Genomic DNA, 18,279 nt, shown 5'->3' with positions numbered 1-18,279 from the left:
GCGGGCCGCCCTGCCTTTGCAGCATCCATGAACTTGTTTTCCCATCGTTTTCGCTGGCGCGCCGCGGCGGCGCTGGCCTCCCTGGCATTCGCGGCGCAAGTGGCCTGGGCGGTGGATCCGTTCACCGTGCGCGACATCCGCGTCGAGGGGCTGCAGCGGGTCGAGCCTGGCACCGTGTTTGCCTCGCTGCCGCTGCGCGTGGGCGACACCTACACCGACGACAAGGGCACGGCGGCGATTCGGGCATTGTTCGGGCTGGGCCTGTTCACCGACGTGCGGCTCGAGGTCGCCGGCGACGTGCTGGTGGTGATCGTGCAGGAGCGGCCCACGGTTGCAGCGGTCGAATTCGCCGGCAACAAGGAGTTCAGCAACGAGGTGCTGCAGGGCGCCCTGCGCGATGCCGGGCTTGCCGCCGGCCAGTCCTACGATCGCGCCCTGGTCGACCGCGCGGAACAGGAACTCAAGCGCCAGTACATCAACCGCAGCCTGTACGGAGCCGAGGTCACGACCACGGTGACGCCGCTCGAGCGCAACCAGGTGCGCCTGACCTTCAACATCGTGGAAGGTCGCGCGGCACGCATCAAGGACATCCACATCGTCGGCAACCACGCCTTCAGCGAATCGCGCCTGAAGGACCTGTTCGAGCTCGACACCGGAGGCTGGCTGGCCTGGTACACGAAGAGCGACCAGTATTCGCGCAGCAAGCTCAACGCCGACCTGGAAGCGCTGCGCTCGTTCTACCTCACGCGCGGCTTCCTGGACTTCAAGATCGACTCCACCCAGGTGGCGATGTCGCCCGACAAGGAGTCGATCGGCATCACCGTCAACATCACCGAGGGCGATCGGTTCGTCGTCTCCGGCGTCACCCTGGACGGCAATTTCCTGGACCGCGACGACGAGTTCAAGTCGCTCGTCACGATCAAGCCCGGGGAGCCCTACAACGCCGACCAGGTGGCCGAGACCACCAAGGCCTTCATCGACCACTTCGGCAACTACGGCTACGCCTTCGCCCACGTCGAGGCCGTGCCCGACGTGGACCGCGCCAACAACCGCGTGGCGATCACCCTGCGCGCCGATCCCGCGCGGCGCGTCTACGTGCGCCGCATCAACATCCACGGCAACACGCGCACGCGCGACGAGGTGATCCGGCGCGAGTTCCGCCAGTACGAATCGAGCTGGTACGACGCCGAGAAGATCCGGCTGTCGCGCGACCGGGTCGATCGCCTGGGTTACTTCACCGAGCTCTCGGTCACCACCGCCGAGGTGGCCGGCGCGCCGGACCAGGTCGACCTCGACGTCGAGGTGAAGGAGAAGCCGACCGGCAACGTCTCGATCGGGGCCGGCTATTCCTCGGCCGAGAAGCTGGCCTTCACCTTCGGCCTGTCGCAGGAGAACGCATTCGGATCCGGCAACCGGCTCGACCTGCAGCTCAACACCGGCAAGTACAACCGCACCGTGGTGGTGAGCGCGACCGATCCGTATTTCACCACCGACGGTGTTTCGCGCACGGTCGACGTCTACTACCGCACGCAGAAGCCGTACGAGGACCAGGGCGGCAACTACACGCTGGTGACGATGGGCGCAGGCCTGAAGTTCGGACTTCCCGTGACCGAACTCGACACCGTCTACCTGGGCATGAACCTCGAGCGCACGCGCATCAAGCCGGGCACCAACATCCCGGCAGCCTACCTGGCCTATGCCGAGCGCTTCGGCTACACCAGCGACGCGATCCCGTTCACCCTGGGCTGGTCGCGCGATTCGCGCGACAGCGCGCTGGCGCCGAATTCGGGGCGCTACCAGCGCCTGCTGGGCGAGCTCGGCCTGATCGGCGATGCGCGCTATGTCAAGGCCAACTACCAGTACCAGCAGTACGTGCCGCTGAACAAGCAGTACACCCTCGCCTTCAACGGCGAGCTGGGCTGGGGCAAGGGCCTGGGTGGGCAGCCGTTCCCGGTGTTCAAGAACTTCTATTCGGGGGGCCTCGGCTCGGTGCGCGGCTACGACCAGAGCACGCTGGGCCCGCGCGACGTGACCGGTGCCTTCATCGGCGGCACGCGCAAGGTGACGCTGAACGCCGAGTTCATCACCCCGTTCCCGGGTGCCGGCAACGACCGCACGCTGCGCCTGTTCGGCTTCGTCGACGCCGGGGCGCTGTACGGCGAAAACGAGAAGATCAGCGGCGACGCGCTGCGCTACTCGACCGGCGTCGGCCTGAGCTGGATCTCGCCCCTGGGGCCCCTGCGCTTTGCGTACGCGGTGCCGCTGCGCAAGCGGCCGGGCGATAGAATCCAGCGATTCCAATTCCAGATCGGAACCTCGTTTTGATGTCGCTTTCTGTTCGTCACCTGGTCGCCGCGCTGGCCGCGCTCGCGCTGCTGTGGAGTCCTGCCGCACCGGCGCAGGACGGCATGCGCATCGGCTTCGTCAACACCGATCGCCTGCTGCGCGAGGCGGCGCCCGCGAAGGCGGCGCAGACCAAGCTGGAGCAGGAATTCTCCAAGCGCGAGAAGGAGATCGACGACGCCGGCCAGGCGCTGGCCAGCGCCTCCGAGCGCTTCGAGCGCGAAGCGCTCACCATGAGCGAGAGCCAGCGTACCGCGCGCCAGCGCCAGCTGGTCGACCAGGACCGCGACTTCCAGCGCCGGCGGCGCGAGTTCCAGGAGGACCTGAACGCGCGCAAGCAGGAAGAACTGCAGCAGATCCTCGACCGCGCCAACCGCGTGGTGCGCCAGATCGCCGAGAGCGAGAAGTACGATGCCATCTTCCAGGAGGCCGTCTACATCAACCCGCGGCTCGACATCACCGACAAGGTGATCAAGGCGCTCGACAACGGCAAGTGAGCGCAGGCGGAGGGGCCATCCTCGAGGCTCGTCATGACGCTGCGCATCGGCTCGATCATCGCGGCCCTGGGCGGCGAGTTGCAGGGTGATCCCGAACGGCTCATCACGCGGCTGGCGCCGCTGGAAACCGCCACCGCCAGCGAGCTGAGCTTTTTGGTGGACCCGCGCCTGGCCGAGGCGCTCGATCGTACGCAAGCCGGCTGCATCGTGGTCGGGCCCGAACTGGCCGCGGCAGCGCGCGCCCGCGGCGACTGCATCGTCGCAGCTCACCCGCACCTGTATTTTGCGCGGCTGACCCAGCTTTGGCGGCGCCAGCACGGCGGCGCGCCGCGTCCCGGCATCCACCCGAGCGCCGTGGTGGAGGCGGACGCGCAGATCGATCCGAGCGCCAGCATCGGGCCGCAGTGCTTCGTCGGGTCGGGCGCGCGCATCGGCGCCGGCACGGTGCTGAAGGCGCGCGTCACGGTCGAGGCCGGTTGCGTGATCGGCGCACGCTGCCTGGTGCAGAGCGGCGCCGTGATCGGCGGCGACGGCTTCGGCTTTGCTCCCGACGCCGGCCGCTGGGAGCGCATCGAGCAACTTGGGGCCGTGCGCATCGGCGACGACGTGGAGATCGGCGCCAACACCTGCGTCGACCGCGGCGCGCTGGATGACACCGTGATCGAGGATGGCGTCAAGCTCGACAACCTGATCCAGATCGGCCACAACTGCCACATCGGCCGGCATACGGCGATGGCCGGCTGCGTCGGCGTGGCCGGCAGCGCCCGCATCGGCGCCCATTGCACGGTGGGCGGGGCCGGCATGATCCTGGGCCACCTGACGATCGCCGATCACGTGCACATCTCCTCGGCCTCGATCGTCACGCGCTCCATTCTCAAGCCCGGGCACTACACCGGCTTCTTCCCGATCGATGACAACGCGAACTGGGAAAAGAACGCTGCCACGCTCAAGCACATCCATGCGCTGCGCGAACGCGTGAAGCGCCTCGAGGCCCGCATCAAGGGCGGCGCGAATGCGTAAAATGAGCCCGATGCGCGGGTCAATCCTGCGCCAACAGCTATCAGAAAAGAAGCGCCCGCCATGATGGACATCCACCGTATCCTGGAAAAGCTCCCGCACCGCTACCCGTTCCTGCTGGTCGATCGCGTGCTCGACATCGACCTCGAGGCGAAGACGCTGCGCGCGATCAAGAACGTGACGGTGAACGAACCCTTCTTCACGGGCCATTTTCCGACCCGTCCGGTGATGCCGGGGGTGCTGATGCTCGAGGCCATGGCCCAGACCTGCGCCCTGCTGTCGTTCGAGACCGAGGGCATCTCGCTGCGCGAGGACCAGGTCTTCTACTTCGTCGGCATCGACGGCGCGCGTTTCAAGCGTCCGGTGGAGCCGGGCGACCAGCTCGTCCTGCATGCCGCTCTGGACCGCGCGCGTGCCGGCATCTACCGCTTCAACTGCAAGGCCATGGTGGGCGACGAGGTGGCCTGCGAGGCCGCCATCATGTGCACCATGCGGGATGTCGGTTGACGCGGGATGCATGAGGGGTTCCCCTCCGAGGCGCTGATGCGCCTTGCGCCCGGCGCGGCGCTGGGGCGGGCCGTGCCGATGCTCGGCACAGGTCCGGGCAGGGCGTTCGCCGGTCCGGCGCGCTGCGCGGTCACTCGGCGCGCCTCGGGCCATGCGCCGGTGGTTCCCGGCGCGGCAAGGGCCTGACATGACGGGGATTCACCCGACAGCGCTGGTCGATCCGCGGGCCGAACTGCACGCATCGGTGCAGGTCGGACCGTATGCGGTGATCGGCCCGCACGTGCGCGTCGGCGCCGGCACCTCCATCGGCCCGCACTGCGTGATCGAGGGCGAGACCACGATTGGCCAGGACAACCGCATCTTCCAGTTCGCCAGTCTCGGCGCGCCGCCGCAGGACAAGAAATACGCGGGCGAGCCGACGCGCCTGGAAATCGGCGACGGCAACACGATCCGCGAGTTCGTCACCATCAACACCGGCACCGCGCAGGATGCCGGCGTGACGCGCCTGGGTCGCGACAACTGGATCATGGCCTATGTGCACATCGCGCACGATTGCCAGCTGGGCGACCACATCATCCTGGCCAACGCGGTGCAGCTGGCAGGCCACGTGCATCTGGGCGACTGGGCCTTCCTGGGTGGCCTCACGGGCGTGCACCAGTTCGTGCGCATCGGCGCGCACGCGATGACCGCCTTCCAGACCCGGCTGGCGCAGGACCTGCCGCCCTTCGTCACCGCCGGCGGCAACCCGGCCGAGGCGCAGGGCATCAACGTCGAGGGCCTGCGCCGGCGTGGCTATGGCGCCGAGCGCATCGCCATCGTCAAGCAGATGCAGCGCCTGCTCTATCGCAAGGGCCTGACGCTGGAGGCCGCGCGCGAGCAGATCGAGGCCTTGCGCGGCGAGGGGGCCGAGACCGATGCGGACATCGCCCTGATGCAGGACTTCCTGGCGGCGGCGACGCGCGGGATCGTGAGATGAGGTTTCCTCCCGAGGCGCCGGGCGCGACGAGCCCACCGCCGGAGGCGGTGACTCCCGGCCGCCCGCACCGGGGACGAGGCCAATGGCCGGCGCCGGTCCGGCCACGGTGTCTGCCGACATCGCCCACCCTGCGGCCACGGAATGCGCGGGCGCGCTGATTTGGACGGGATGTCTGTTGCCCCCGGCTGCCCATGGAACCGCCGCACCCCGCTTCGCCCTGGTCGCTGGCGAAGCGTCGGGTGACCTGCTGGCCGGGCATCTGCTGGATGCCCTGAGGCAGCGCTGGCCTGGCCTTGAAGCGGTCGGCATCGGCGGCGCCGAGATGGCGGCGCGCGGCTTCGAGGCCTGGTGGCCGGTCGAGAAGCTCTCGGTGCGCGGCTACCTGGAGGTGCTCGCGCGCCTGCCCGAACTGCTGCGCCTGCGGCGCCGGCTGGGCGACCGGCTGCTGGCCGAGCGCCCCGACCTGTTCATCGGCGTCGACGCGCCGGATTTCAACTTCGATCTCGAAGTGCGCCTGCGCACGGCGGGCGTGCGGACCCTGCACTTCGTCAGCCCGTCGTTCTGGGCCTGGCGCCCGGAGAAGCTGGCCAAGCTGCGGCGCGCGGCCGACCACGTGCTCTGCCTGTTTCCGTTCGAGCCCGAGCTGCTGGCCGAAGCGGGGATTGCCGCCACCTACGTCGGCCATCCGCTGGCCAGCGCGATCCCGCTGGTGCCCGATCGGGCGGCGGCGCGCCACGCCCTGGGAATTCCGGATGGCGTCCCGGTCGTGGCCCTGCTGCCCGGCAGCCGCGCCGCCGAGGTCGAGCATCTCGCAGGGCGCTTCCTGCGCGCGGCGGCGCGGATCAGCCAGGCGCAGGCGGACGTGCGCTTCCTGTTGCCCGCGGTGCCGCACCTGCTGGCACGCGTCGAGACGGCGGTGCGGGCGAGTGGCCTGGGCCCGGCAGTCACCGTGCTGCGCGGACAGTCGCACGCGGCGCTGGCGGCCTGCGACGTGACGCTGATCGCCAGCGGCACGGCGACGCTGGAGGCGGCCCTGTTCAAGCGCCCGATGGTGATCGCCTACGCCATGCCGCGCCTGAGTTACCGGCTGATGCGGCGCCAGCGCCAGCTGCCCTGGGTCGGCTTGCCCAACGTGCTGTGCGCGCCGCGCGCCTGGCTGCGCCGGCCGACCGGCATGACCGCCTGGCAGGCGGCGGACCGGCCGGACGCGCCGTTCGTCGTGCCGGAACTGCTGCAGGACGCGGCCACGCCCGAGGCGCTGGCGCGCGCCGTGCTGGACTGGCTGGCGGCGCCAGCGAAAATGGCGGCGCTCGAGGCCCGCTTCCGGGACCTGCACGAGGAACTGCGGCGCGACACGGCGCGCCTGGCCACCGATGCGATCGAAACACTTCTTGCGCGCTGAACAGGGATTGCTCGACTGGGATGCGCCCGGCCTCGTGGCGGGCGTGGACGAGGCGGGGCGCGGCCCGCTGGCCGGGCCGGTGGTGGCCGCGGCGGTGATTCTCGACCCGCGGCGCCCGATCGCCGGCCTGGCGGATTCCAAGAGGCTCAGCGCCAGTCGACGTGCCGCGCTGTTCGACGAGATCCGCGCGCACGCCCTGTGCTGCGCCATCGCCGAGGCCTCGGTGGTCGAGATCGACCGCCTGAACATCCTGCAGGCGACGCTGCTGGCGATGCAACGCGCCGTCGCCGGCCTGCGCCTGGTGCCGACCAAGGTGCTGGTCGATGGCGACCACCTGCCGCGCCTGGCGCTGCGCGCCGAAGCCGTGGTCGGTGGCGACGCCCGCGTGCCGGCGATCTCGGCGGCCTCGATCCTGGCCAAGGTGCACCGGGACCGCTGGTGCCAGGCCATCGATGCCCAGTGGCCCCAGTACGGCTTCGCGGCGCACAAGGGCTATGGCACGGCGGCACACCTGCAGGCGCTGCGCGCGCACGGCGCCTGCGAGCACCACCGGCGCTCGTTCGCCCCGGTGGCGGCGGTGCTGGCGCGCGCGGGCGTCGCGCCATGACGGCTCGCACGCCGGAGCGCATCCAGTCGCGCGACAACCCCCTGGTGAAGGCGCTGGCGCGTCTGGCGCGCGATCCCGGCGCCTGGCGCCGGCAGGGCCGCGTCTGGGTGGAGGGCGACCACCTGGGCCGCGCCGCGCTGGCGCGCGGCTGGCAGCCGGCGCTCGGCCTGTTCACCGCATCGGGCTGGGCCGCGGCGCCGGAGCTGCTCGCGCGCGCGGCGCGCCGCAACCTGGTGCTGGACGACTCCCTGATGGCCCATGTCAGCGGACTGAAGTCGCCGGCGCCGCTGGCCTTCGTGCTGGACCTGCCGCAGGAACGCACGCTGGACCCGCGCGCGCCCACGGTGGTGCTCGATCGCGTGCAGGATGCCGGCAACGTCGGCTCGATCCTGCGCAGCGCGGCGGCATTCGGCTTCAGCCAGGTCGTTGCGCTCAAGGGCACGGCCCTGCTGTGGTCGCCCAAGGTGCTGCGCGCCGGCATGGGCGCGCATTTCGGCCTGCGCCTGGTGGACGGGCTGGAGCCGCGCGAACTCGATGCGCTGCGACTGCCCTGGCTGGCCACCAGCTCGCACCAGGGCGAGTGGCTGCATCGTGCGCACCTGCCCTGGCCCTGCGCCTGGGTGTTCGGCCACGAAGGGCAGGGCGTGGCCGCGCCGCTGCTGGCGCGCGCCGACCAGGTCCTGCGCATCGCGCAGCCGGGCGGCGAGGAATCGCTGGGCGTGGCGGCGGCAGCAGCGATCTGCCTGCATGCCAGCGCCGCGGCGCTGGCGGCGGATGCAGGCGCTGCAGCCGCGCCGGAGCCGTCGTTATAATCAAACGCTTTTTTCGAATCAGCGTCGCCCGACCCCCGTCAAAAGCACCGATCCAGCGTTGATCAGCCGCCGCGACTGCTGTCGCTGCGCCGCGCACGGGCGACCGTCAGACACGGAGAACCCAGTGCTTTCGTCCCTCGCGGGCAAATTCCCGACCGCCATCCTGGCCCTGGCGGACGGTCATGTCTTCATCGGCCAATCCATCGGTGCCCCCGGCACCACCACCGGCGAAGTGGTGTTCAACACCGCGATGACCGGCTACCAGGAAATCCTGACCGATCCCAGCTACTGCCGGCAACTGGTCACCCTGACGTACCCGCACATCGGCAACACCGGCGTCAACGCGGAGGACGTCGAATCGCCGCGGGTGCAGGCCGCCGGCCTGATCATCCGCGACCTGGCGCTGCGCTTCAGCAGCTACCGCGCCGAGCGCGGCCTGTCGGACTACCTGCGCGCCGAGGGCACGGTGGCGATCGCCGGCGTCGACACGCGGCAGCTCACGCGGCTGCTGCGCGATCGCGGCGGGCAGAACGGTGCCATCCTGGCCCTGGCCGCCGGCGAGGCGCCAACGCAGGAACGCATTGATGCTGCCCTGGCCGCGGCGCGCGCCGCGCCGCCGATGACAGGCCTGGACCTGGTTCGCCAGGTCAGCACGCGCGTGCCGTACGACTGGACCCAGACCGTCTGGCAGCTTGGCCAGGGCTATGGCGAGCAGACCACGCCGCGCTATTCCGTCGTTGCCTACGATTTCGGCGTCAAGCACAACATCCTGCGCATGCTGGCCGAGCGCGGCTGCCGCATCACCGTGGTGCCGGCCGCGACACCCGCAGCCGAGGTGCTGGCGCGGCAGCCCGATGGCGTGTTCCTCTCCAATGGTCCGGGCGACCCCGAGCCCTGCGACTACGCGATCACCGCGACGCGCGAGCTGATCGACAGCGGCGTGCCGACCTTCGGCATCTGCCTGGGCCACCAGATCATGGCGCTGGCGCTGGGCGCGCGCACCTTCAAGATGGTGAGCAGCCACCACGGCACCAACCATCCGGTGCGCGACCTGGACAACGGGCGCGTCAGCATCACCAGCCAGAACCACGGCTTCGCGGTCGACCTGGACACGCTACCGCAGCGCGCGCGCGCCACCCACCTGAGCCTGTTCGACGGCACCCTGCAGGGCTTTGCCGTGAGCGACAAGCCGGCCTTCTGCTTCCAGGGCCACCCCGAGGCCTCGTCCGGACCGCAGGACATCGGCTACCTGTTCGACCGCTTCATCGACCTGATGGCCGCGCGCGCGGCCTGATCCCGCCGGCCGTGCATCCGGCCGGCCATTCCGATCCCCCCAACCGACTCCCAGGGCCATGAAACTCTACGCCTTCCCCCAGGCCACGCTGGAAAAGGCCATCGCGCGCCGCATGCTGGGCCTGGCTTCGCCGCACCGCGAATGGTTCGCCGAGCGCTGGAGCCAGAAGCCCTACAAGAAGTCCTTCCTCGAACACAAGGCTATGCCGCTGGTCACCTTCCTGGCCAAGGGCAAGACCTGGAGCGACGAGGAATGGGCGAATGAACTGGCCGGCTGGAACGTCCGCTTCTACGACGCCGAGGCGGAGGTGCTGCGCCCGATGATCGAAGGCGATGGCCTGATCAAGCTGATGCAGAAGAACATGCCCGAAGCGCGTGCCCAGGCGCTGCTGGCCAAGCTCGACAACGACCGCCATGCCTGAAACAGGCGCCTTCCGGTTTCCGGGGGGGGCCACGCGAAATGACTTCCGTGGCCGCCCGGCGCCGTCCGCCTACCTGACACGATTCCATGCCAAAACGCACTGACCTTCAAACCATCCTCATCATCGGCGCCGGCCCCATCGTGATCGGCCAGGCCTGCGAGTTCGACTACTCCGGCGTGCAGGCCTGCAAGGCGCTGCGCGAGGAGGGCTATCGGGTGGTGCTGATCAACAGCAACCCGGCGACCATCATGACCGACCCGGCCACGGCCGACGTCACCTACATCGAGCCGATCACCTGGCCCACGGTCGAGAAGATCATCGCCCGCGAGCGGCCCGACGCCATCCTGCCGACCATGGGCGGGCAGACCGCGCTCAACTGCGCGCTCGACCTGTGGCGCCACGGCGTGCTGGCCAAGTACAACGTCGAGCTGATCGGCGCGCGCCCCGAGGCGATCGACAAGGCCGAGGACCGGCTCAAGTTCAAGGAGGCGATGACGCGCATCGGCCTGGAGTCGGCGCGCTCGGGCATCGCGCACAGCATGGACGAGGCCTGGGCGGTGCAGGCCAAGGTGGGATTCCCGGCGGTGATCCGGCCCAGCTTCACGCTCGGTGGCACCGGCGGCGGCATCGCCTACAACCCGGAGGAGTTCGAGACCATCTGCAAGCGCGGCCTGGAAGCCTCGCCCACGCATGAGCTGCTGATCGAGGAGTCGCTGCTCGGCTGGAAGGAATTCGAGATGGAGGTGGTGCGCGACCAGGCCGACAACTGCATCATCGTCTGCTCGATCGAGAACCTGGACCCCATGGGCGTGCACACCGGCGACTCGATCACGGTGGCGCCGGCGCAGACGCTGACCGACAAGGAATACCAGATCATGCGCGACGCCAGCATCGCCATCCTGCGCGAGATCGGCGTCGACACCGGCGGCTCCAACGTGCAGTTCGCGGTCGATCCGAACAGCGGGCGCCAGATCGTGATCGAGATGAATCCGCGCGTCTCGCGCTCCTCGGCGCTGGCGTCCAAGGCCACGGGCTTCCCGATCGCCAAGATCGCCGCCAAGCTGGCGGTGGGCTACACGCTGGACGAGCTGAAGAACGAGATCACCGGTGGCGCCACGCCCGCCAGCTTCGAGCCGACCATCGACTACGTCGTCACCAAGGTGCCGCGCTTCGCTTTCGAGAAGTTCCCGGCGGCCAACGACCGCCTGACGACGCAGATGAAGAGCGTGGGCGAGGTCATGGCGATCGGCCGCACCTTCCAGGAAAGCTTCCAGAAGGCGCTGCGCGGCCTGGAGGTCGGCGTCGACGGCATGAACGAGAAGACGCAGGACCGCGAGCTGCTGGAGAAGGAGCTGGGCGAGCCCGGGCCCGAGCGCATCTGGTACCTGGGCGATGCCTTTGCCGCCGGCTGGACGCTGGACGAGGTGCAGCAGCTCACGAAGATCGACCCCTGGTTCCTGGCGCAGATCGAGGAAATCGTGAAGATCGAACTGGACCTGGACCAGCACACCGCGCAGCATGGTGGCCAGGCGCTCGCCATGCTGTCGAAGCAGGAGCTGCTGACGCTCAAGCAGAAGGGCTTTTCGGACCGGCGCCTGGCCAAGCTGCTGCACACCAGCGATGCCGCGGTGCGCACGCGCCGCCGCGCGGTCGGGGTGCGTCCGGTCTACAAGCGCGTGGATACCTGTGCCGCCGAGTTCCCGACCAATACCGCCTACATGTACTCGACCTACGAGAGCGAGTGCGAGGCGAACCCCACCGACCGCAAGAAGATCATGGTGCTCGGCGGCGGCCCGAACCGCATCGGCCAGGGCATCGAGTTCGACTACTGCTGCGTGCATGCGGCCCTGGCGATGCGCGAGGACGGCTACGAGACCATCATGGTCAACTGCAACCCCGAGACCGTTTCGACCGACTACGACACCAGCGACCGGCTGTACTTCGAGCCGCTGACGCTGGAGGACGTGCTGGAGATCGTCGACAAGGAGCAGCCCACCGGCGTGATCGTGCAGTACGGCGGCCAGACGCCGCTCAAGCTGGCGCTGGCGCTGGCGGCGGAGGGCGTGCCCATCATCGGCACCAGTCCCGACATGATCGATGCCGCCGAGGATCGCGAGCGCTTCCAGCACCTGCTGCAGCAGCTCGGCCTGCGCCAGCCACCCAACGCCACCGCGCGCACCGAGGCCGAGGCGCTGGAGAAGGCCGCCGCCCTGGGCTACCCGCTGGTGGTGCGCCCGAGCTACGTGCTGGGCGGGCGCGCGATGGAGATCGTGCACGAGCAATCGAGCCTGGAGCGCTACATGCGCGAGGCCGTCAAGGTCAGCAACGACTCTCCCGTGCTGCTGGATCGCTTCCTGTCGGACGCCATCGAGTGCGACGTCGACGCCGTGCGCGACAGCGCCGGGCGCGTCTACATCGGCGGTGTGATGGAGCACATCGAGCAGGCCGGCGTGCATTCGGGCGACTCGGCGTGCTCGTTGCCACCCTATTACCTGAGCCAGGAGACCGTGGCCGAGCTCAAGCGCCAGACCGCCGCGATGGCCGAGGGCCTCGCCGTGGTCGGCCTCATGAACGTGCAGTTCGCGATCCAGGAGCAGGCGCTCGAAGGCGGCGGCAAGCGGGACGTGATCTACGTGCTCGAGGTCAACCCGCGTGCCAGCCGCACCGTGCCCTTCGTCAGCAAGGCCACCGGCGTGCAACTCGCCAAGGTGGCGGCGCGCTGCATGGTGGGTGACACGCTCGATCAGCAGGGCGTTGGCGCCGAGATCACGCCGCCGTACTTCTGCGTCAAGGAGGCAGTGTTCCCGTTCGTCAAGTTTCCCGGGGTCGACACCATCCTCGGTCCCGAGATGAAGTCGACCGGCGAGGTGATGGGCGTGGGCAAGACCTTCGGCCAGGCCTACATCAAGGCCGAGCTGGGCGCGGGCGAGCGCCTGCCGCGGCCGCTCAAGGCCGACGGCACGCCGAGCGGCAAGGTGTTCCTGACGGTGCGCAACCACGACAAGCCGCAGGCCGTGCAGGTGGCGCGCGAGCTGGCGGCGCTGGGCTATGCGCTGGTGGCCACGCGCGGCACGGCGGCCGCCATCCAGGCCGCCGGCATCGCCTGCGAGACCGTCAACAAGGTGACCGAGGGGCGCCCGCACGTGGTCGACCTGATCAAGAACGGCGGCGTATCGCTGGTCATCAACACCGTGGAGGAGCGGCGCAACGCGATTGCCGACAGCCGCGCCATCCGGGTCAGCGCGCTGGCCGCGCGGGTGCCCACCATCACCACCATCTTCGGGGCCGAGGCAGCCGTCGAGGGCATGAAGAACATGGACCAGCTGGGCGTGATCTCGGTGCAGGAGATGCACGCGCAACTGGCCTGAATGCGGCGCGCTGCCACCGTGCCGCGGGTGCGCGTCGCCTTGGCGGCATAATGGGGCTCCCATTCGTACCGCCGAGGCCCAGCGCTCGGCGGTTTCGCTTTTGGCCAGCACGCTTCAAGACGACACCATGGCTACCGTACCCATTACCCAGCGCGGCGCGGCGCTGCTCAAGGCCGAGCTGCAGCGCCTGAAGACCCAGGACCGACCGGCGGTGATCGCGGCGATCGCCGAGGCGCGCTCGCACGGCGACCTCAGCGAGAACGCCGAGTACGACGCCGCCAAGGATCGCCAGGGCTTCATCGAGGGTCGCATCAAGGAGATCGAGGGCAAGCTCGCCGCCGCCCAGGTGATCGACCCGGCGCAGCTCGACGCCGGTGGCCGCGTGGTGTTCGGCGCCACGGTCGAGCTCGAGGACGAGGATTCCGGTGCCCAGGTCACCTACCAGATCGTCGGCGAGGACGAGGCCGACCTCAAGCTCGGCCTGATCAACATCGGCAGCCCGATCGCGCGCGCGCTGATCGGCAAGGAAGAGGGCGACACGGCCGAGGTCCAGGCGCCCGGTGGCGTGCGCCATTACGAGATCGTCGCGGTCAGGTACGTCTGACACGGCCTTGCGTTCGAATGACCCATGGCTTCGCCGCACTCCAATGACCGGCCCATCATTCGTCATGCTGGCGCCAGCCGGTGTCATTTGCCATGTTTTCGAATGCGGTGCAGCATGAATCCGGCGGATCGCGCGTGAAATCGTTGACGATCCGCCTGCCCGTGCTGGCTGCCGCGCTGTGGTGGGGCAGCATGAGCGTGACCGGCTTCATGGCCGTGCCGCTGCTGTTTCTGCACCTGCCGTCGAAGGCGCTGGCCGGTGGCGTGGCAGCCCATCTGTTTGCGGGCCAGACCTGGGTTTCCGTCGCCTGCGGCATCGTGCTGCTGCTGCGCCTGCGCCCGCAGCACGCGCCAACCCGTGTCAGCGGCGCTGCCCAGACCACCCTGGTGTTCGTGCTGGCCGGGTTGCTGGCCGCATTGCTGCTGCAATATGCGGTGGCGCCGCGCATCCTGGCGCGCGTCGACCTGCGGCTGTGGCACAGCGCGGGGGTGGCACTGTACGCGCTGCAATGGCTGTGCGCGGGCGCGGCGCTGTGGCGCCTGATCCCCGCTTGCGTACTGGGCAGGGTGAACCTGGATCAGGCGGTTGACCGCCTGCAAACGTCCAGGACTCCGCATGAACACTGAGCTTTTCGCCTTTGTTGATGCGCACTTGTTGGGTGGAGGCGCCATGTGCCCGCCAGCGCCGCCGCGACCGCGCCATGCGGCGTTGCCCGTCCTTGCAGGCACGAGCCTGCCGCGTCCTTGCGCCTTGCCTGGCACGCCGATTGCGGTGCTGGCGAGCGCGTCCAACTGCCGTTTTTAGGCTGAGGGGCGCGCCCAGCTGCCGGATCCAGGGCAACGCTGGCCAAGCCCTGCGCGCGCGACGCATCCTGCGGCGTTGCAAATGCTCCCAATAGCGGCGGCTGTTCCTGCGCTTTGCGTCTTGCGTCCGACTCCAAGACAGGGCGTGCCACATCATGGGGGCTTGTTCAGCGTCGCCCTGGGGGTGAATGACGCCGGTTGGCGCCGGCGCGACGAAGCGGCCCGAATCCGTCATGCCTCGCGGTGCCGCGAGGCCCATCTTCAGGTCTGCCGCCTTCCTCGTCCTGACGCACCTGCTCGTGCGGCCCGGGCTGGTTGGGGATATCCGTGGCGCGCGCCGAAGTTGGCCTATTCCTGCCAGGCCTGCGCCACCCAGGGGGTCGGGCGGATGTAGTGCAGGCGCTTGTTGCGCCGCCCCGCCAGCGCGTCGTGCGGGTTCACTTCGCCGTGGAAGATCACGATGCGCGCGCCCTCGGGCACGAAGGGCGCGCGCCAGTAGTTGGTCGGCCAGGCCGGGATGCACTGGTACTTGAAGCTCGGGCACCAGCCGTCCGGCCAGTAGGCCAGCTTGCCCTGGCGGTGCAGGAAATGCGAGAGGAAGTGCTGCTCGTTGCGGTGGTTCTTCTGCACCTCGTCCATGTGGGCGCGGAAATGCGCCAGCACATCGGCGTGCGCGCCGAGTTCGAAGCGGTAAACGGAGGAGTTGCCGATGATGCGCTGGCCAAAGCGCCAGAAGCGCGGGTAGTCGTGGATGATCAGGAACTCGCCGGGCTGCGTGAAGAAGTCGTCCAGGCTGCCGACGATCACGACGTCCAGGTCCAGGAACAGGGCGGTGCCGGTGAGGCCGTGCAGGTCGGCCTCGAAGGTGGTGAGCTTCTTCCAGGCGCCATCGCGCTGGCCGGGCTTGAGCTGCAGGTTGAGCGGCGGGATCGGCAGGCACTGCACCTCCGGCCGCACGCCGTGGGCGTCGTCGGTCAGGCACACGAAGCGAAAGTCGCCGCCCAGGTGACGGCGCACCATCGTGTAGAGCCGGTTGACGTATTCGGGGCCGTACTTGGTGCCCCACTTCATGCAGAGAATGTGGCGCTGGCCGTGGTCTGACATGCGCAGGCTGCTCCTCGACCTAGATCCGACGGCTGGGTGCGTCCGTCAGTGACGCCATTGGCGTGCCAAGCCAGACGCCCCGAGGCAGCGCACGGATGGGTTGCGCGACGAGCAACACCGCATGGCGCGGCTGGGGTGCCGCTGACGGGGGTATCGCGCGCTCACCCCGCAGGTGGGCGCGACCGAAAAGATCAATGTCAATGGGCATGCGGCTTCCAGGACGTTCGCAAGCGGTCAGTTGCCGGAGTGGGGCTGCATCGAGGCGCATCCGCGTCAATCGGGGCGCGACCGCTTGACCGACTTCTGCCTGGGCTGTGCCTTCTTCACCTTCCCGCCCGGCGTCAGGCGCTGGTTGCCCAGCACGTGGACCACGCGCACCTCGGGGCGCTGACCGCCACGCTTGCTGTATTTCAGCACCTTGACGTCCCGGGGGCCGGGGCGCCGGTCGGCGTCCTCGGCGCGCGCCTTCGGCGGCTTCGGCCGCCACAGCACCAGCAACTTGCCGATGTGCTGGATGGGTGCCGCGCCCAGCGTGTCGGCCAGTTGCTGGAACATCGCCTCGCGCGCGTCGCGATCGTCGCCATGCACCCGGATCTTGATCAGGCCGTGCGCGTTCAGGGCCGCATCGGCCTCGCGCACAACGGTCGCGGTCAAGCCGTCGCCGCCGATCATGACGACGGGATCGAGGTGGTGCGCCTCGCTGCGGTGGGCCTTGCGTTCGGCCGGCGTGAGCTGGATTTGCGGCATGCCCGTATTATCCCGTTCCCATGAAGGTCAGGAGCAAGAGCCGCAAGGTGAACAAGGCGTGGTTGTCCGACCACGTCAACGATCCCTACGTGCGACAGGCGCAGAAGGATGGCTATCGTTCGCGCGCCGCCTACAAGCTCCAGGAGATCGACCAGGCGCTGGGCCTGGTGCGCCCGGGCCAGGTGGTGGTCGACCTGGGCAGCAGCCCGGGGGCCTGGAGCCAGTACCTGCGCCGACGCCTGGCGCCACAGGGCGCCGCTGTCGGCGCGCTGGACGGCATGATCCTGGCGCTCGACCTGCTGCCCATGGAGCCGATCGAGGGCGTGCACTTCGTGCAGGGCGACTTTCGGGAGGAGGCGGTGCTGGCGCGCCTGGGCGAGCTGCTGCAGGGCCGGGCGGTGGATCTTGTGGTCTCCGACATGGCCCCCAATCTGTCGGGCATCGAATCGAGCGATGCGGCGCGCATCAGCCACCTGGTCGAGCTGGCGCTGGAATTCGCGCGCTGGCACCTGAAGCCGGATGGAGCCCTGGTGGTCAAGCTGTTTCACGGCAGCGGCTACAGCCAGCTGGTGAAGCAGTTCAAGGATCAGTTCCGCAGCGTCAAGGCGATCAAGCCGGCCGCGTCGCGCGCCCGGTCGGCGGAAACTTTTCTCGTGGGGCGCACCCTCAAGGAACCATGAGACGAACTTGGCGGGCGACCGGTTTTGATTGACGTGCATCAAGACGGCTTCTGTTTGGTGTCCCCGCGAGCGTGAATAGCGCCGCAAATCAAGGGGCTGCCGTTGCCCGAGGGGCGGCTCGAGCCTTGAAACGCCTAAAATGCCCCGTATCTATGGTCGTGTCTGGGCCACTTACTGACTGGAGCGCAAGGTCTTGAAGAATCAATGGTTTTCCAAGGTCGCCGTATGGATGGTGATCGCCATGGTGCTGTTCACGGTGTTCAAGCAGTTCGACACCGGGCGCATGGTGAATGCCAGCCATGTGGCGTACTCCGACTTCCTGGAAGACGTGCGCAACAACCGTGTCAAGAGCGCGACCATCCAGGAGGGGCCAGGGGGCACCGACATCATCGCGGTGATGAACGACGATCGGCGCGTGCGCACCCAGGCCACCTACCTGGACCGCGGGCTGGTGGGCGACCTGATCAACCACAACGTCAAGTTCGACGTCAAGCCGCGTGAGGAAGGCTCGCTGCTGATGACCCTGCTGGTGAGCTGGGGTCCCATGCTGCTGCTGATCGGCGTCTGGATCTACTTCATGCGCCAGATGCAGGGCGGCGGCAAGGGCGGCGCCTTCAGCTTCGGCAAGAGCAAGGCGCGCATGCTCGACGAGAACAACAACACCATCACCTTTGCCGACGTCGCCGGCTGCGACGAGGCCAAGGAAGAGGTGAAGGAAGTGGTCGACTTCCTGAAGGACCCGCAGAAGTTCCAGAAGCTCGGTGGGCGCATTCCGCGCGGCCTGCTGCTGGTCGGGCCACCCGGCACCGGCAAGACGCTGCTGGCGAAGTCGATCGCGGGCGAGGCCAAGGTGCCGTTCTTCAGCATCTCCGGCTCCGACTTCGTCGAGATGTTCGTTGGCGTCGGTGCCGCGCGCGTGCGCGACATGTTCGAGAATGCCAAGAAGAACGCCCCCTGCATCATCTTCATCGACGAGATCGACGCCGTCGGTCGCCAGCGCGGCGCCGGCCTCGGCGGCGGCAATGACGAGCGCGAGCAGACCCTGAACCAGATGCTGGTCGAGATGGACGGCTTCGAGACCAACCTGGGCGTGATCG

17 protein-coding genes are annotated in these 18,279 nt (G+C 68.8%); 15 read left to right on the top strand and 2 right to left on the bottom strand.

The features are described from left to right. The first annotated feature begins 27 nt into the window (after positions 1-27). From bamA to PKA16_RS12510, 13 genes are all read left to right on the top strand, one after another. Positions 28-2,325 carry an outer membrane protein assembly factor BamA gene (gene bamA, locus PKA16_RS12570; RefSeq protein WP_324403576.1) on the top strand — a complete coding sequence of 766 codons (2,298 nt, stop codon included), beginning with the start codon at positions 28-30 and terminating at the stop codon, positions 2,323-2,325. Continuing rightward, entirely contained in the window at positions 2,322-2,840 is a 519-nt protein-coding gene (locus tag PKA16_RS12565; protein ID WP_324403575.1) for an OmpH family outer membrane protein, read from the top strand. The genes bamA and PKA16_RS12565 overlap by 4 nt, the downstream gene beginning before the upstream one ends. A gap of 33 nt (positions 2,841-2,873) precedes the next feature. Then, positions 2,874-3,860, top strand: coding sequence for a UDP-3-O-(3-hydroxymyristoyl)glucosamine N-acyltransferase (lpxD, locus tag PKA16_RS12560; protein WP_324403574.1), 987 nt, complete (start codon positions 2,874-2,876; stop codon positions 3,858-3,860). Positions 3,861-3,920: 60 nt separating this feature from the next. Continuing rightward, complete coding sequence (fabZ, locus tag PKA16_RS12555; protein ID WP_324403573.1) at positions 3,921-4,364, top strand: 3-hydroxyacyl-ACP dehydratase FabZ; 444 nt, start codon at positions 3,921-3,923, stop codon at positions 4,362-4,364. 187 nt (positions 4,365-4,551) lie between these two features. Next, positions 4,552-5,340: an acyl-ACP--UDP-N-acetylglucosamine O-acyltransferase gene (gene lpxA / locus PKA16_RS12550; protein WP_324403572.1), complete on the top strand. Its 789-nt coding sequence runs from the start codon at positions 4,552-4,554 to the stop codon at positions 5,338-5,340. A gap of 175 nt (positions 5,341-5,515) precedes the next feature. Then, a complete protein-coding gene (gene lpxB / locus PKA16_RS12545) occupies positions 5,516-6,742 on the top strand; it encodes a lipid-A-disaccharide synthase (protein WP_324403571.1) in 1,227 nt (408 codons plus the stop codon). Beyond that, the gene (gene rnhB, locus PKA16_RS12540; protein ID WP_324403570.1) at positions 6,714-7,349 is read left to right on the top strand and encodes a ribonuclease HII; all 636 of its coding nucleotides are present in this window, start codon (positions 6,714-6,716) and stop codon (positions 7,347-7,349) included. Before lpxB ends, rnhB begins: the two co-directional genes overlap by 29 nt. Further along, entirely contained in the window at positions 7,346-8,161 is an 816-nt protein-coding gene (locus tag PKA16_RS12535) for an RNA methyltransferase (RefSeq protein ID WP_324403569.1), read from the top strand. The genes rnhB and PKA16_RS12535 overlap by 4 nt, the downstream gene beginning before the upstream one ends. 124 nt (positions 8,162-8,285) lie before the next feature. Further along, positions 8,286-9,455, top strand: a complete 1,170-nt coding sequence (gene carA / locus PKA16_RS12530; protein WP_324403568.1) for a glutamine-hydrolyzing carbamoyl-phosphate synthase small subunit — start codon at positions 8,286-8,288, stop codon at positions 9,453-9,455. Between the two features lie 58 nt (positions 9,456-9,513). Next, positions 9,514-9,876 (top strand): hypothetical protein, encoded by a 363-nt coding sequence (locus PKA16_RS12525; protein WP_324403567.1) that lies wholly within the window; start codon positions 9,514-9,516, stop codon positions 9,874-9,876. A gap of 86 nt (positions 9,877-9,962) precedes the next feature. Beyond that, on the top strand, positions 9,963-13,244 hold the full coding sequence (carB, locus tag PKA16_RS12520) for a carbamoyl-phosphate synthase large subunit (protein ID WP_324403566.1): 3,282 nt from the start codon (positions 9,963-9,965) through the stop codon (positions 13,242-13,244). Between the two features lie 127 nt (positions 13,245-13,371). Continuing rightward, complete coding sequence (greA, locus tag PKA16_RS12515; protein ID WP_324403565.1) at positions 13,372-13,848, top strand: transcription elongation factor GreA; 477 nt, start codon at positions 13,372-13,374, stop codon at positions 13,846-13,848. A 134-nt stretch (positions 13,849-13,982) separates the two neighbouring features. Then, positions 13,983-14,474, top strand: a complete 492-nt coding sequence (locus tag PKA16_RS12510) for a DUF4149 domain-containing protein (protein ID WP_324403564.1) — start codon at positions 13,983-13,985, stop codon at positions 14,472-14,474. A 525-nt stretch (positions 14,475-14,999) separates the two neighbouring features. Here the strand turns inward: PKA16_RS12510 and PKA16_RS12505 are convergent. Both PKA16_RS12505 and PKA16_RS12500 read right to left on the bottom strand, forming a co-directional pair. Next, positions 15,000-15,722 carry a glycosyltransferase gene (locus PKA16_RS12505; RefSeq protein WP_324403563.1) on the bottom strand — a complete coding sequence of 241 codons (723 nt, stop codon included), beginning with the start codon at positions 15,720-15,722 and terminating at the stop codon, positions 15,000-15,002. Between the two features lie 306 nt (positions 15,723-16,028). Continuing rightward, a complete protein-coding gene (locus PKA16_RS12500; protein ID WP_324403562.1) occupies positions 16,029-16,502 on the bottom strand; it encodes a YhbY family RNA-binding protein in 474 nt (157 codons plus the stop codon). Between the two features lie 20 nt (positions 16,503-16,522). Here PKA16_RS12500 and PKA16_RS12495 point away from each other — a divergent pair, with 20 nt between their 5' ends. Both PKA16_RS12495 and PKA16_RS12490 read left to right on the top strand, forming a co-directional pair. Beyond that, complete coding sequence (locus PKA16_RS12495; RefSeq protein WP_324403561.1) at positions 16,523-17,182, top strand: RlmE family RNA methyltransferase; 660 nt, start codon at positions 16,523-16,525, stop codon at positions 17,180-17,182. A gap of 193 nt (positions 17,183-17,375) precedes the next feature. Beyond that, positions 17,376-18,279, top strand: a 904-nt coding sequence (locus PKA16_RS12490; protein WP_324403560.1) for an ATP-dependent metallopeptidase FtsH/Yme1/Tma family protein, incomplete at its 3' end; no start/stop codon positions are given.

It is taken from the genome of Ottowia sp., assembly GCF_035325765.1.
Classification (GTDB): domain Bacteria; phylum Pseudomonadota; class Gammaproteobacteria; order Burkholderiales; family Burkholderiaceae_C; genus Ottowia.
This window is presented reverse-complemented; position numbering and strand designations above follow the sequence as displayed.